This window comes from Pseudomonas sp. HMSC067G02 (assembly GCF_001813485.1).
Classification (GTDB): domain Bacteria; phylum Pseudomonadota; class Gammaproteobacteria; order Pseudomonadales; family Pseudomonadaceae; genus Pseudomonas; species Pseudomonas aeruginosa.
Genome location: NZ_KV812623.1, coordinates 103,110 through 117,373 on the forward strand (window position 1 = coordinate 103,110; position 14,264 = coordinate 117,373).

A 14,264-nucleotide genomic window follows, 5' to 3' on the forward strand; every position below is an offset into this window, starting at 1 on the left:
GCCTCGAGGGCGGGTTCGGAGTGGACGCTGGCTAACCCGCCATAGCTGGAATGGCGGTAATAATGCTGCGGCGGGTAAGCAGGGTCGCGAAGGTCATGGGTATCGAAACTACGGCGCCGCCCGGTTGGCTGTCAAGCGGTCCGGCCGCGCCGGCAGGAAAAAGCCCCTGCCGCGATGGCAGGGGCTTGCCGTTTTGGCCGAACACCGCCGGAGGTCAGCGGGTCAGCAGCACCTTCTGCGGCTGCGAGCCGCTCACGGTGACCAGCTTGGTGACGGTGCCGCCCTCGGTGATGGTCTTGCCATCGCTCTGGGCGCTCCAGGTCAGCTCGCTGGAAATGTAGTAGGTGCCGTTGGGGATGTGGTCGAAGTCGAAGCGACCGTTCTGGTCGGTGGTCGCCTCGCGCACGTAGGTGGCGCGTCGCGGGTCGAGCACCGGCGGTTGCACGTCGGGGTCGCGCTTGGCGGCATCGAGGTTGCCGAACTTCGCGTAGTAGGCCTTCATGTAGCTGGTCGCAGGCTCCAGGGTGACCTTGGTGTTGGTCCCCTTCTGGATCGCACCCGACGCGCTGGTCAGGTACAGGTCGCCGTTGATCACGCCCTCTCCCACCTGCTGGGTCGCCGCGTATTCATGCTCCGGGAAATCCGGCAGGTCGTTGGGATTGGAGGCGCAGGCCGCCAGGGCCACGGTCATGGCCAGGAGGCCGAGGTTCTTCTTGATCGAAAGCATGGGCAATTCCTTTTTTCAAGCGAAGGTAACGAGTCCGTTGTGCGGCACCGACCGCGTGCTCAGGAGCGACGCCCGAGCAGGAAGCCGGCGAGCAGGCCCACCGCGGTGGTGATGGCCACGGTCTGCCAGGGATTGGCGCCGATATAGCTTTCCGTCGCATCCACCGCGTGGCGGCTGCGTTCGGCCACGGCGCTACCGCCCTTGCCGAGGGCATCGTTGGCCTTCTCCAGCAGCGCGCCGATCCGCGCACGGGCGCTGTCGGCCTTGTCGCCGGCGAAGGCGGCGCTGTCGGCGAGCATGCTGTTGGCTTCGGAGAGCAGTTCCTGCAGCTCGCTGTAGCTCTGGTGCTGGATCTGCTCGAGGTTGTCTTTCACTGCGTTTTTGCGTGCCATCGAAGAGGCTCCCTGAAAAATGACTTGCAAAGGAGTTGATAGGCGCCGCAGTGAAAAAGTTCAGAGGAAATCGCCGGGAAGAACCGGCGCCCAGGCAGTGGGCGCCGGCTTCCATGGCCTGCCTGCCGTCAGAACGCGTAGATCGCCGAAAGAATCGCCGTGCGACCGTCGCCATACTCGATGGCCGAGGAGCGCGACTGGTTGCCGTACACCTGGCGCACCCGCTCGACGTAGGCCTTGTCGAACAGGTTGTCGAGGTTGAGTTGCAGTTTCAGGTCGCGCGTCGCCTGGTAGCCGAGCATCATGTTGTGCACCCAGTAGGCATCCAGCTTGCCGTTGTCCACCGAGGTGACGTTGCGCTGGCTGACGTAGCGTGCGCCATAGCCCAGGGTCACGCCCTCGGGCAGTTCGTAGGTGCTCCAGAGGCTCAACGAGCGCGGCGGGGTATTGCCCAGGGCCTGTCCCTCACGCTGCGGGTTGCTGGATTTCAGGGTTTCGCTGTCGAGGTAGGTGTAGGTGGCGAAGAGGTCCCAGTGCTCGTTCAACTTGCCGCTGGCGCTCAGCTCCAGGCCACGCACGCGCTGTTCGCCGGCAAGCACGTAGCTGCCGTCGGCCAGGCGTTCGCGAGCGTCCTCCTTCTTCACCTGGAACAGCGCCGCGTCCAGCTCCAGGCGCCGTCCGAGGAACTCCCACTTGGTGCCCAGCTCGTAGGTACTGTTCTTCTCCGGCGCCAGGCCTCCGGTCGCCTCGGTCACGCCCGAGCCGGTGGTGACCAGGTGTTCCGCCGAGGGGTTGAAGGAGGTGCCGTAGGAGAAGTACACCCGCCCGTTCTCCAGCGGCTTGAATACCAGCCCCGCCCGAGTGCTCAGCTTGCCGTCGGAACTGTCGGCGCGCACCGTCGGCTTGCCTGAGGGCGTGCTCCGCGAGGTGCCGTCGATCCAGTCGTAGCGCAGGCCCAGGCTGAGGTCCCAGCGCTCGTCCAGGGCGATGGTGTCGAAGGCGTACAGCGCCTTGACCTCCAGTTCGGTCCGGTTGCGCGCGCTGTCGCGCTTGTCGGTGGGGCCGTTCCAGTAGCCCGGCGGGTTGTGCAGGTCGAAGCCGTTGGCCGGGTAGAACTTGCCCAGGTTGTAGGAGTAGGTGGTGCGGTCGTAGGTCTCGCGGGACAGCTCGAAGCCGCCGATCAGCGTATGCGCCAGGCCGAAGGTATCGAAGCGGCCGGTGAGGTTGGTCTGGTTGATCCACATCCGCGTCTTCGAATCGCGCCCGTAGGCTTGCGGTCCCGCCGGCAGGTAGCGCCCCGGCGGCAGGCCCTTCTGGTTGACGTGGGAGGCGGAGATCACCGTGTCCCGATGCAGGTGGGAATAGCGGATGAGGTTCTGCAACTGGAAGTCGTCGCTGAAATCGTGTTCGAGCTTGAGGGTGGCGACGTCGTTGTCGATCCGTTCCTCGTCCAGGTTGCGCCAGCCGAAATAATCGTGGCGGCTGACGCCGTCCAGCTTGCGCCCGTTCAGCGCCGGCACGCCATAGTCGGGAAGGTTGTCGTCGCGCTGGTGGAAGTAGCTCAGGGTCAGGCGGGTCGGGGTGTCCAGGCCGAAGGTCAGCGATGGCGCGATGCCCCAGCGCTGCTTGTCGATCTGTTCGCGCCCGGCGACATCGTTGTGGTGGGCCATGAGGTTGAGGCGGAAGGCGGTCGACTCGCCGAGCCCTTCCAGCGGCTGGTTGGTGTCCAGGGTCAGGCGCCGGTAGCGGTCCGTGCCCAGCCCGGCGCCCAGGTGGGTGAAGGCTTCGGCCTTGGGCTGCTTGCTGACCATGTTGATGCTGCCGCCGCTGGTGCCGGCGCCGCCGAACACCGAGTTCGGTCCCTTGATCACTTCCACCGCCTCCAGGTTGAACAGGTCGCTGCGGCTGGTCTGGGCGCTGTCGCGCAGCCCGTCCATCTGCATGTTGGCGTTGGCGCTGAAGCCGCGGATGTTGATGCTGTCACCGGAACCGCCGCCGCCTTCGCCGGCGTTGAAGGTGATGCCGGAGACGTTGGACAGCACCTGGCGCAGGCTCAGGGCGTTCTGCTCCTGGATCACCTTTTGCGGCACCACCGTGACGGTCTGCGGGGTATCCAGCAGCGGCACGGCGTACTTGGCCGAGGCCGAGCGTTCGACCCTGGACGACGCCTGCTCGCCGGTGACCGTGTCGGCTCCCAGTTCCAGGGGATCGTCCTTGCGCGCCGCGTCCTCGGCCAGGGCCGGCGAGGAGCAGGCGGCCATCAACAGCATCAGCGGCGCCAGCGGGCGTTTGGTGGGCAAGGGGGACGGCTCGTTGCGACGATCCATGAAGTACTCCATCTTGGTTATTGAGAATCATTGGCATTTGATTGATGGAGGGTTTTTTCCACAAGCCGGACAGCTCCGAAAAAGCTCCCGGAAAAATCTGATAACCAACGGCAGAGTCCCGGAACAGAGGGCTCGCCGCGCGGCCCTTCTGCCAGGCGGCGACCGCATCCCTGCCATCGCGCAGACAAAAAAAAGCCCCGCCAATCGACCGGCGGGGCTTTCCCTAAAGCGTGTCGCCTCAGAACAGCGAGGCGACCAGATGAGTGGCGGGCGCCACCTGGAAGTCGATGGACATCATCACGCTCAGCGCGGTGATGGCGACGATGGAGAAGGCGAACAGCTTGCGCGCCCAGACCCGGTCGTCGGCGGTCCAGTAGCCGGTCAGGGCGATGGCCAGCCACCACAGGCTCACCGCCACCGCCACCAGCAGGTAGCCGTAGCCGGCGTAGCCGCCCAGGCACAAGGCGAGGGTCGCCGCCATGAAAGCGAGGATGTAGAGCACGATGTGGATCTTGGTCACCGCGATGCCGCGCGCCACCGGCAGCACCGGGATGCCGGCCGCCTCGTAGTCCTTCAGGCGGAAGATGGCGATGGCATAGGAGTGCGGCATCTGCCACAGGCAGAAGATCGCCAGCAGCGAGGCAGCGCCGGCGTCGAACTGGCCGCTCACCGCGCAGTAGCCGACCACCGGCGGCATCGCCCCGGAGAGGCTGCCGACCAGCGTGCCGTACTGCGAACGACGCTTGAACCACAGGCTGTACAGGCCGACGTAGACGAAGTAGCCGAAGCCGGCCAGCGCGGTGGTCAGCGGGTTGGTCCGCCACCACAGCAGGCCGAAGCCGGCGACCCCGAGGACCAGGCCGTGGGCCAGGGCAGCCTTCAGCGAGATCTGCCCGGTCACGGTGACCCGCCCGCGGGTCCGCTCCATGTGCCGGTCGATGTCGCGGTCGATGCAGTTGTTCAGCACGCACCCACTGGCGACCACCAGCGACAGGCCGATGACCGTGGCCAGCAACAGCATCGGCTCGACGCTGCCGCGGGCGGCGAGGAAGTATCCCCCCGCCACCGCGATCAGGTTGCCGAAGATGATTCCCGGCTTGGCCACCAGGAGATAGCGTTTCAGCTTCACGTCATGGCCCTCAGGGCATCGGCATCATCAGCATGTCGGCGCTGAAGATGATCCACAGCGAGAGACCGACCACCAGCAGGATGACGATCACCGTGAAGATGAACGCCATCACGTTCCAGCGCCCTTCCGACGACATGTTCATGTGCAGGAAGCAGATCAGGTGCACCACCACCTGCACCAGGCCGAGGACGACCATGGTGAGGATGGTCGCGTGGCGCGAGAAGCCGCCGTCCATGACCATGTAGAACGGGATCGCGGTGAGGATCACCGAGAGCACGAAGCCGATCGCGTAGGAACCCAGGCTGCCGTGGCCGGCGCCGTGGTTGTCGTGTGCAGCGCTGCTCATTACAGGGCCCCCATCAGGTAGACGACGGTGAAGACGCAGATCCAGACGATGTCGAGGAAGTGCCAGAACAGGCTCAGGCACATCATCCGGGTGTTGTTCTGCGCGGTGAGGCCGCGGGTCCAGATCTGCGCCATCAGCACCAGCATCCACAGCAGACCGGCGCTGACGTGCAGGCCGTGCATGCCGACCAGGGTGAAGAAGGACGACAGGAAGGCGCTGCGGCTCGGGCCGAAACCTTCGGCGATCAGGTGGTGGAACTCGTTGATCTCCATTCCGATGAACGCGGCGCCGAGCAGGAAGGTGACCCCGAGCCAGGCGATCGCCTGGCCCTTGGCGCCCTTGTGCGCGGAGAGCATGGCCAGGCCGTAGGTGCAGCTGGAAACCAGCAGGATGGCGGTTTCCACCAGCACGTAGGGCAGCTCGAAGATGTCCTTGCCGCTGGGGCCGCCGGCGGTGTGGTGAACCAGCACCGCGTAGGTGGCGAAGACGCTGGCGAACAGCACGCAGTCGGTCATCAGGTAGAGCCAGAAACCGAATACGGTGTTGCCGCCGCTATCGTGTGCATGATCGTGGTCGTGGCCCACTTCGTGGGCGTCGGCCAGATGCTTGTTCAATACTGCCGTCGACATGGTTCAGACCTGCTTGGCGAGTTGCTGGAAACGGGCGCTTTCGATCTTCTCGATCTCTTCGGGCTGGACGTAGTAGTCGACGTCCTGGTTGTAGCTGCGCACGATGAAGGAGCCGATCATGCCGACGAAGCCGACCGCCATGAGCCACCAGATATGCCAGATGGCGGCGAAGCCGAAGACGAAGGCGAACACGGCGATGGAGAAGCCCGCGGCGGTGTTCTTCGGCATGTGGATCGGCTGGTAGGCCGGCAGCTTGCGGTAGGCGGTGCCGGCCTTCTTCATGTCGTGGAAGGCATCCACGTCCTGTACCTTCGGCAGCTCGGCGAAGTTGTAGAACGGCGGCGGCGAGGAAGTGGCCCATTCCAGGGTGCGGCCTTCCCACGGGTCGCCATTGACGTCGGCCAGTTGCTTGCGGTTGCGGACCGAGACGAACAGCTGGATCAGTTGGCAGGCGATGCCGCAGAAGATCAGCACGGCGCCGAAGAACGCGACCACCAGGTAGGGCTTCCACAGCGGGTTGTCGTAGTGGTTCAGGCGACGGGTCATGCCCATGAAGCCGAGGATGTAGAGCGGCATGAAGGCCATGTAAAAGCCCACCAGCCAGCACCAGAAGGAACGCTTGCCCCACTTCTCGTCGAGGGTGAAGCCGAACGCTTTCGGGAACCAGAAGGCGAAGCCGGCCAGGTAGCCGAATACCGCGCCGCCGATGATGGTGTTGTGGAAGTGGGCGATCAGGAACAGGCTGTTGTGCAGCAGGAAGTCCGCGCCCGGGATGGCCAGCAGGACGCCGGTCATGCCGCCGATGGTGAAGGTCACCATGAAGCCCAGGGTCCACAGGATCGGCGTGCTGAAGCGCAGGCGGCCCTTGTAGATGGTGAACAGCCAGTTGAACAGCTTCACCCCGGTGGGGATCGAGATCAGCATGGTGGCCACGCCGAAGAAGCCGTTGACGTCACCGCCCGACCCCATGGTGAAGAAGTGGTGCAGCCACACGGTGAAGCCGAGGAAGGTGATCGCGGCGCTGGCCCAGACCATCGACTTGTAGCCGAACATGCGCTTGCCGGCGAAGGTCGCGGTGACCTCGGAGAAGATACCGAAGGCCGGCAGGATCAGGATGTACACCTCGGGATGGCCCCAGGCCCAGAAGAGGTTGATGTACATCATGGCGTTGCCGCCAAGCTCGTTGGTGAAGAAGTGCATGTCCAGGTAGCGGTCGAGCGACAGCAGGCCCAGCGCAGCAGTGAGGATCGGGAACGAGGCGACGATCAGGATGTTGGCGAAGGTGCAGGTCCAGGTGAAGATCGGCATCTGCATCAGCTTCATGCCCGGGGCACGCATCTTGAACACGGTGACCAGGAAGTTGATCCCCGTGAGCAACGTGCCCATCCCGGATATCTGTAGCGCCCAGATGTAGTAGTCCACCCCTACCCCGGGGCTATAGGCCAGCTCCGACAGCGGCGGATAGGCCACCCAGCCGGTACGGGCGAATTCGCCCAGGCCCAGCGACACGTTGACCAGCATGGCGCTGACCACGAGCAGCCAGAAGCTCAGCGAGTTGAGGAAGGGGAACGCCACGTCGCGCGCGCCGATCTGCAGCGGCACGGCCAGGTTCATCAGGCCGGTCATGAACGGCATGGCCATGAAGATGATCATGATCACGCCATGCGCGGTGAAGATCTGGTCGTAGTGCTCCGGCGGCAGGTAGCCGTGGTTGGCGCCTTCGGCCAGGGCCAGTTGGCCGCGCATCATGATCGCGTCGGCGAAGCCGCGGACCAGCATGACCAGGGCGACGACGATGTACATCACGCCGATCTTCTTGTGGTCGACCGAGGTCAGCCACTCGGTCCACAGGTAGGTCCACTTGCGGTAGTAGGTGATCGCACCGACCACGCCGAGGCCCAGCAGGGCGACGACGGCCAGTGTGACCATGACGATGGGCTCGTGGTAAGGCACGGCCGAGAGTGTCAGTTTCCCGAACATCTGCGCTTACTCCTGGGTACTCGGTTGCATGTGCATGTCCTTCATGTCTTTCATGCCCTGCATGGCTTGCATGTCCATGTCCTGCATGTCGTGACCGGTCATGGCGGCTTCGTGCTCAGCCCCGGCGTGCTCGCCGTGCGCGGCACCCTTGGCGTCGCCGTGGTGCTCGTACTTGGTGAGGATGTGGCCAAACAGTTCCGGGCTGACCGAAGAGAAGTAGGTCGGCGGAACGTTCTCGCTCGGCTTGACCAGTTCCGGATAGGTGCCGATCGACAGGCTGGCCGGTGCCGCCTTGACCTTGGCGACCCAGTCCTGGAAGCCCTGCTCGGAGGTGGCGATGGCCTTGAAGCGCATGCCGGAGAAACCGCCGCCGCTGTAGTTCGCGGAGATACCGTCGAATACGCCTTCTTCGTTGGCGATCAGGTGCAGCTTGGTCATCATCCCGGCCATCGAGTAGATCTGGCTGCCCAGCTGCGGGATGAAGAACGAGTTCATCACCGAATCCGAGGTGATCTGGAAATTCACCGGGGTGTCTTTCGGGAAGGCGATCTCGTTGACCGTGGCGATACCCTGCTCCGGGTAGATGAACAACCACTTCCAGTCCAGCGAAACGGCCTGGATGGTGACCGGCTTGACCTCGGAGTCCAGCGGACGGTACGGGTCGAGCTTGTGGGTGCTTTCCCAGGTGATCCAGCCGAGGATCGCGATGATCACGCAGGGCACCAGCCAGACCACCGCCTCGATGCGGTTGGAGTGGTGCCAGTCCGGCTTGTACTCGGCCTGGGTATTCGAGGCGCGGTACTTCCAGGCGAACGCCAGGGTCATCACGATCACCGGGATGACCACGATCAGCATCAGCAGGGTCGCGGTAATGATCAGGGTGCGCTCGTCCATGCCCACCTGCCCTTTCGGGTTGAACAGGGTCATGTCGCAGCCGCCGAGCAGCAGCGCGGGCGCCAGGGAAAGCCATTTCAATGCGGCAAACGGGTTTGCTTTGGTCATCTTCCGGCCTTAATCGATGGAAGGAGCGAGTGGTCGCTCATGGATGTCTCCTTGCAAGGCTTGTGGCGGAGACCGCTGGCTTCAGCCAGTTCCAGACATGCAGTCGCCGCCGGGGTACGGAACGGCCATTGCCCGGCCACGGGAGAAGGCAAGCGGATACCTTTCCCGATTCCGGTGGCGGACTCGTTCCACGCGCTGAGTCGTTCCTTGATGAACAGCGTTTTCGAAGCTGTGCCGGAAGAGGCCAAGGGCGGCCAAGGCACGTGCATGCCTGGGCGAGAAGGATTGCCCTTCCCGCCGGGTGATCAGGTCGCAGTTATCGGTCGGCTATTTGTTGTGCAACAGGCAAGGCAGGAACCCATTTATCGCGATGCGGAGCAGAGACTCGCGCGACGCTCGTTGGACCGAAACTGAGCGTCAGTTATTACAATTCATTTCAGCTGAGGAGCCTATGACACATCTTGCAATAGACTTTCTCAAACATAGATAAAGTAGGGCTTTTACCTGCCTGCGACAGGTTGTCGCAGGCCATACCCTAGCACAACAGTTGGAATACGCGAATATTCTTCGCTTCGAGCAGCATAACGCAAGGAAATCGCCCCCGCGCCAGCATCGTGACCCGAGAGTCAGCGTCTATCGGCCTGCAACTGTACCCCTGCCGTTCGTCCAGATGCGCCAACTGTATCCGCCGCCGGGCCGGCGCTAACGCGCAGGCGCCAGAGCAGCGCGGCGGCCAGCAGGGCGCTGGCTCCGGCCACCAGCATAGCCAGACGGAAGCCCTCGGCCAGCGCGGCCGGCAGCTCGGCGTCGAGCCCCGCCAGGGAACCAGGCAAGCGATGGGCCGTGATCGCCTGGGTGGCGAGCCGTTGCGCATCGGCAATCCCCAGCTCCTCCAGCCGATCGCCCAGGACGACGATCGCCCGCCCGCTCAGCAGCGCTCCCAGCAACGCGATGCCGACGGCCATGCCGGCCTGGCGCAGGGTATTCATGGTCGCCGAGGCCATCCCGGAACGCTCGCGGGCCACGCTCGCCATGACCGCCAGACCGGTGCCGGGAACGGCCAGGCCCATGCCCAGGCCGAGCGCCACCAGCAACAGGCCGACCCAGGGATACGCGGTTCCCGTACCGCAAGCGGCCAGCGCCAGCATGGCCAGGCCGATCACCAGGTAGCCCAGCACCAGCAGGCGTCGCAGCGGTACGTGCCGCTGCAACCGGCCGAACAGCATGGACAGTGCGCCCATGGCGAGGAACTGCGGCGCCAGGTAGAAGCCGGCCTGCTGCGCCGAGGCACCCTGCACCTGCTGGAAGAACAGGGAGAGGAAGAACAGGCTGGCGTAGCCGGAAAAACCGAGGACGAACGAGGCCAGGTTGCAGACGGCGAACCCGGCCTGGCGGAACAACCCCAGGGGCAGCAGCGGTCGGGCGGTCCGCCGCTCGACGAAGAGGAAGCCAAGCAGGCCGACCCCGGCCAGGAGCAGCGCCGGCCAGGCCGTGGGAGACAACCAGCCGCCCTCTCCCGCGGCGATCAGGGCGTAGGTCAACGCTCCCAGCCAGACCACGCTGAGCAACTGCCCCAGGGGATCGAAGGCGGCGTGCTCGGGGTGCGCGGTTTCCTCGATGCCCCACAGGCCCAGGGCGAGCGCCAGCAGGCCGAGCGGCAGGTTGATCAGGAAGATGCTCTGCCAGCCGGCGTGCTCCACCAGCAGGCCGCCGAGCAGCGGGCCGAGGATCAGCGACAGCGCGCTGAAGGAGGTCCAGCCGCCGATCACCTGGGCGCGCTGGCCGGGATCGTGGAAAGCCTGGGTAAGGATCGACAGCGCGCCGGGTATCAACAGCGCCCCGGCGATGCCCTGGACCGCGCGTCCGAACAGCAGCAGCGGCAGCGAGGTGGCCAGCGCGCAGAGCAGCGAACCGAAGCTGAACAGGCCGACCCCGAGCAGCCAGGTGAGCTTGCGACCGTAGCGGTCGCTCAGCGGTCCGGAAGACAGCATGAAGGCGCTCAGGCACAGCGCATAGGCGTCGACCACCCACTGCAGGCCGGCCAGGTCGGTATCCAGGGCGTACTGCAGCGTCGGCAGGGCGAGGTTGACGATGCTGATGTCGAGCGAGGCGATGAAGGTTCCCAGGTAAATGGCGGCGACCAGGGCGACACGACGCGAAGGGTTCATGGAGTACTCCGATGAGAGGGCGCTGGCCCAGGAATAATCCATTGACCGACGGTCAGTCAATAAATATCGCGAAACATTCTCATCTCCCTGTCATGCCTCGTCTTCCCCTCCACGCTCTTTTACACTGCGGCCAACCCAACCACCGGACCCGCGCTCCATGCCCGATCGCCACGCCGAACAGCCTGCCCGCCAACCGCGCACCAAGCCTGCTGAGGTTCGTCTCGAGGAACTGATGGCGGCGGCGCAGCAACTGTTCCTAGACAAGGGTGTGGACGCCACCACCATCAGCGACATCGTCGCTGCCGCGGGGGTCGCCAAGGGTACCTTCTATCACTACTTCCAAGCCAAGGCCGACATCCTCCTGGCCCTACGCGAGCGCTTCACCCAGGCTTTCCAGCAGCGCATCGCGAATGCCGTCGAGGCCTGTCCGGCGAACGACCATCCCGGCCGCCTGCGCGCCTGGACCGAGAGCGGCCTGGCGGGCTACCTGGAGGGCTACCGGCTGCACGATGTGGTCTACAGCGAGCACCATCACCACCAGCGCGGCAACCAGGAGCGCGACCGCGTGCTGGAGCAATTGGCGGAGCTACTGGAGAACGGCGCGGCGGCCGGCGCCTGGCCGCTGCGCAACCCACGGCTGAACGCCCTGCTGCTCTACTCCGGGCTGCATGGCGCCGCCGACGACGCCATCGCCGGCGGCCGCCTGGATACCCAGCCGCTGGCCGGCGAACTCGCCGATGCCTTCCTGCGCCTGCTCGGTGCCAGCGACTGAGGCAGGCTCAGCCGCAGAAGGTTTCCTGCAGGTGGCGCCAGTACAGCCGCCCTTCGTCGTCACGGTGCAGGACTACGGTGGACAGGCGCTCGCTGCGACCCGCCGCGTCGGACTGGATTTCCCGATAGGCCAGGGTCGCGCCATCCACGCCTGAAGCCAGCAGACTCTCGCCGTCGATCTCGATGCGCAGCCCAGGACGGGTGCCGCCCTTGCTGCGGAACAGCTCGCCCAGAGCAGTCTTGTCCAGGACCACGCCATGCGGCGTGACCATCGAGAAGTCCTCGGCGAAACGCGCCATCAACGCATCCAGCGCGTCAGCCCGTGAGTCGCCGGCCAGCCAGTCGCGGATCGCCACGTGGGCATGGTGGATTTCCCGGCGGTAGGCACAAGTCATGGTGTAGCTCCTTTCAGGTCTGGACCAGGGCGCGAACCCCGGCGGAATCGATACGCCTCACCCACGGCAGAGGCAATAGCGTGAAAGCGGCGGCGAACAGGAAGCAGTGGACGAAGGCCGCGGGGTCGGCCCGCGCCTGCAATAGGTTGAGCAACCCACCGAGCACGGCCATGCCCAGGCAGAACGCCAGTTGCCGATTGATGTTCCACAAGGCGCTGGCATGGCCCATGCGCGCCGCCGGGACGTCGAGCAAGGCCATGCCCTGTGCCGCGCTGCTACACAGGCTGCCGCCGAATCCCATGGTCGCGTAGGCCCCCGCCAGTTGCCAGAAGCCGCTCCCCTCCCCGCTTCGAGCCAGCCACAGCAGGCCGCCGGCCTGTATCGCCATGCCCGCCAGCAGCAAGGATTTCGGCCCCCAGCGATTGAAGCGTCGCCGGGTCAGGCCGATGGCCAGGCCGGCCGCCAGCGCCCAGGGCAGCATCAGCGCACCGGCACGGCTCGCGCTGAGGCCGAGGGGGCCTTGCAGATAGAGCATGGCGACCAGGTTGGCGCCCATGAAGGCTCCCGGCACGCAGAGATAGACCAGAATCGCCGTACGCAGCAATGGCGCCTCCAGCAAGCCAAGGTCGAGCAGCGCGTCGGTACGAGCGCGCCCGTCACGCCAGTAGCAGCAGCCCAGCACGCAGGCCAGCAGCGCCAGGAGCAGGCCACGCCCGCCGCCGCCGGGCGATCCCAGCCAGGCGAGCGCCACCAGCAGCGTGGCCAGCGCCGCCGAGCCGAGCAGCAGGCCGCGCAGGTCCAGGCGCTGCGCCGCATGCTTGTGCCTGGGCAGCCAGCGCATCGCCAGGGCCAGCACCAGCAGCGCCGGCGCCACGCTGGCGAAGAAGATCCCACGCCAGGACAGGCTGTCCACCAGCCAGCCGCCGAGGGCAGGCGCCACGGCGGGAACGATCAGCGCCACCAGCATCACCCGTGCGGTCAGGCCGGCCCGTGCCGACGCCGGGACATTCCGATAGGCCATGGCCTGGCCGAGGGGGATCAGTAACCCGCCGGCCAACCCCTGGCACAGGCGCCAGACGATCAACGTCGCCGCCGATCCAGCCAGGCCGCAACCCAGCGAAGCGCTGGCGAAACCGGCCAGTGCCAGCAGTATCAGTCGCCGTTCTCCCAGGCGCGAAGCGAGCCAGACGCTCAACGGAATCACCAGGGTCAAGCCGAGCAGGTAGGTGTTGCCGATCCACGCCAGGGTCGCCACCGAAGCGCCAAGGGAACGCCCGATGTCCGGGTAGGCGACGCTGGCGATGAAGATGTTCACCAGGTCCAGGGCGAACCCCAGCAGGTACAAAGTGGCCAGGCGGGACGGTTGATTCATGGGCGCTCCGGAGGTTTGCCGGGGAGCATAGCGAGGCGCTCGCGCTATCTGGAGAGGCTAATCGCGCATAGACTGTCAAATCGAATTTGACAATAGGGTCGCCTTCCATGGTCAGCCTCGACCGCTTCGAAACCTTTCGCGCCGTGGTCGACTGCGGTTCCCTCAGCGCCGCCGCCGACACCCTCGGCCAGACGCGTGCGGTAGTCAGCTTCAACCTCAAGCGGCTGGAGGCCGAGCTGGGCGTTTCTCTGCTCAGCCGCAGCACCCGGCGGATGGCCCTGACCGATGCTGGCGAACGCTTCTACCAGCGCTGCGTGAAGGTGCTCGACGAGGCGCGCCTGGCCATCGACGACGCCCGCGCCGAGCATGGCGAACTGCGTGGCAGCCTGCGCGTCACCACCACCCAGGAATACGGCCTGCGCCAACTGGTGCCGGCCCTGCAGGCATTCGCCCGGCTGCACCCGGCGTTGCAGGTACAATTGTCGACCTCATCGCTGCATGCCGACCTGATTGGCGAACGCTTCGACGTCGCCATCCGCCTGGGGCGCCTGGAGGACTCCACCCACCATGCGGTGCAACTGGCCAGCTTCGAGGTCCTGGCGGTGGCCAGCCCGGCCTGCCTGGCGGCGCTCGGCGAACCGCCGCCGACCGACCTGGAGAGTCTGGAGCGCCTGCAGAATCTCGGTCACAGCCGGCTGGCGGACTCCCTGCCCTGGCAAGTACGCGCCCCCGACGGCGCCCTGCGCAGCTACCGCGGACCGCGCCATCCCATGCTGCTGGCCGACAACGCCGCGGCCCTGCGCGCCTTTGCCCTCGACGGCCTGGGTATCGCCGTGCTGCCGGACTGGCTGGTGCAGGCCGACTTGCGCTGCGGCGCACTGCAACGCCTGCTGGCGGACCACGGGTTTCCGCTCCAGGGCGTGCATGCCGTTTATCCGCCGACCCGCCACCTGCCGTCGAAGGTCCGCGCGTTCATCGACTTCCTCAAGACTCGCCTGGGGCACCCGGACGCCGGTTAGAAAACCG

13 protein-coding genes are annotated in these 14,264 nt (G+C 65.7%); 2 read left to right on the forward strand and 11 right to left on the reverse strand.

The window, feature by feature from the left end; all coding sequences use genetic code 11:
• Positions 1-214: 214 nt before the first annotated feature.
• The 9 genes from HMPREF2914_RS02265 to HMPREF2914_RS02305 all read right to left on the reverse strand — a co-directional run bounded on the left by HMPREF2914_RS02265 (position 215) and on the right by HMPREF2914_RS02305 (position 10,700).
• Positions 215-727, reverse strand: a complete 513-nt coding sequence (locus HMPREF2914_RS02265; RefSeq protein WP_003082734.1) for a prealbumin-like fold domain-containing protein — start codon at positions 725-727, stop codon at positions 215-217.
• Positions 728-786: 59 nt separating this feature from the next.
• Positions 787-1,119: an ElaB/YgaM/YqjD family protein gene (locus tag HMPREF2914_RS02270; protein WP_003082731.1), complete on the reverse strand. Its 333-nt coding sequence runs from the start codon at positions 1,117-1,119 to the stop codon at positions 787-789.
• Positions 1,120-1,247: 128 nt separating this feature from the next.
• Positions 1,248-3,446, reverse strand: a complete 2,199-nt coding sequence (locus HMPREF2914_RS02275; protein ID WP_023092015.1) for a TonB-dependent receptor — start codon at positions 3,444-3,446, stop codon at positions 1,248-1,250.
• A 238-nt stretch (positions 3,447-3,684) separates the two neighbouring features.
• Complete coding sequence (gene cyoE, locus HMPREF2914_RS02280) at positions 3,685-4,575, reverse strand: heme o synthase (protein ID WP_003082726.1); 891 nt, start codon at positions 4,573-4,575, stop codon at positions 3,685-3,687.
• Positions 4,576-4,585: 10 nt separating this feature from the next.
• A complete protein-coding gene (cyoD, locus tag HMPREF2914_RS02285; protein WP_003109258.1) occupies positions 4,586-4,921 on the reverse strand; it encodes a cytochrome o ubiquinol oxidase subunit IV in 336 nt (111 codons plus the stop codon).
• A complete protein-coding gene (cyoC, locus tag HMPREF2914_RS02290; RefSeq protein ID WP_003086858.1) occupies positions 4,921-5,550 on the reverse strand; it encodes a cytochrome o ubiquinol oxidase subunit III in 630 nt (209 codons plus the stop codon). The genes cyoD and cyoC overlap by 1 nt, the downstream gene beginning before the upstream one ends.
• Positions 5,551-5,553: 3 nt before the next feature.
• A complete protein-coding gene (cyoB, locus tag HMPREF2914_RS02295) occupies positions 5,554-7,530 on the reverse strand; it encodes a cytochrome o ubiquinol oxidase subunit I (protein WP_003082705.1) in 1,977 nt (658 codons plus the stop codon).
• A 6-nt stretch (positions 7,531-7,536) separates the two neighbouring features.
• Positions 7,537-8,532, reverse strand: coding sequence for a ubiquinol oxidase subunit II (gene cyoA, locus HMPREF2914_RS02300; protein ID WP_003082702.1), 996 nt, complete (start codon positions 8,530-8,532; stop codon positions 7,537-7,539).
• Positions 8,533-9,158: 626 nt separating this feature from the next.
• Positions 9,159-10,700 (reverse strand): MFS transporter, encoded by a 1,542-nt coding sequence (locus tag HMPREF2914_RS02305; protein WP_003082699.1) that lies wholly within the window; start codon positions 10,698-10,700, stop codon positions 9,159-9,161.
• A 157-nt stretch (positions 10,701-10,857) separates the two neighbouring features.
• On the opposite strand from HMPREF2914_RS02305, the gene HMPREF2914_RS02310 reads away from it, so the two are divergent.
• Positions 10,858-11,472 carry a TetR/AcrR family transcriptional regulator gene (locus tag HMPREF2914_RS02310; protein ID WP_003120492.1) on the forward strand — a complete coding sequence of 205 codons (615 nt, stop codon included), beginning with the start codon at positions 10,858-10,860 and terminating at the stop codon, positions 11,470-11,472.
• 7 nt (positions 11,473-11,479) lie between these two features.
• Here the strand turns inward: HMPREF2914_RS02310 and HMPREF2914_RS02315 are convergent, their stop codons facing one another.
• Both HMPREF2914_RS02315 and HMPREF2914_RS02320 read right to left on the reverse strand, forming a co-directional pair.
• A complete protein-coding gene (locus HMPREF2914_RS02315) occupies positions 11,480-11,866 on the reverse strand; it encodes a DUF4440 domain-containing protein (protein WP_003082694.1) in 387 nt (128 codons plus the stop codon).
• A 13-nt stretch (positions 11,867-11,879) separates the two neighbouring features.
• Positions 11,880-13,238: an MDR family MFS transporter gene (locus HMPREF2914_RS02320; RefSeq protein ID WP_023083051.1), complete on the reverse strand. Its 1,359-nt coding sequence runs from the start codon at positions 13,236-13,238 to the stop codon at positions 11,880-11,882.
• Between the two features lie 107 nt (positions 13,239-13,345).
• Here HMPREF2914_RS02320 and HMPREF2914_RS02325 point away from each other — a divergent pair, with 107 nt between their 5' ends.
• Positions 13,346-14,257: a LysR family transcriptional regulator gene (locus HMPREF2914_RS02325; protein ID WP_003082689.1), complete on the forward strand. Its 912-nt coding sequence runs from the start codon at positions 13,346-13,348 to the stop codon at positions 14,255-14,257.
• The last annotated feature ends 7 nt before the right edge of the window (positions 14,258-14,264 follow it).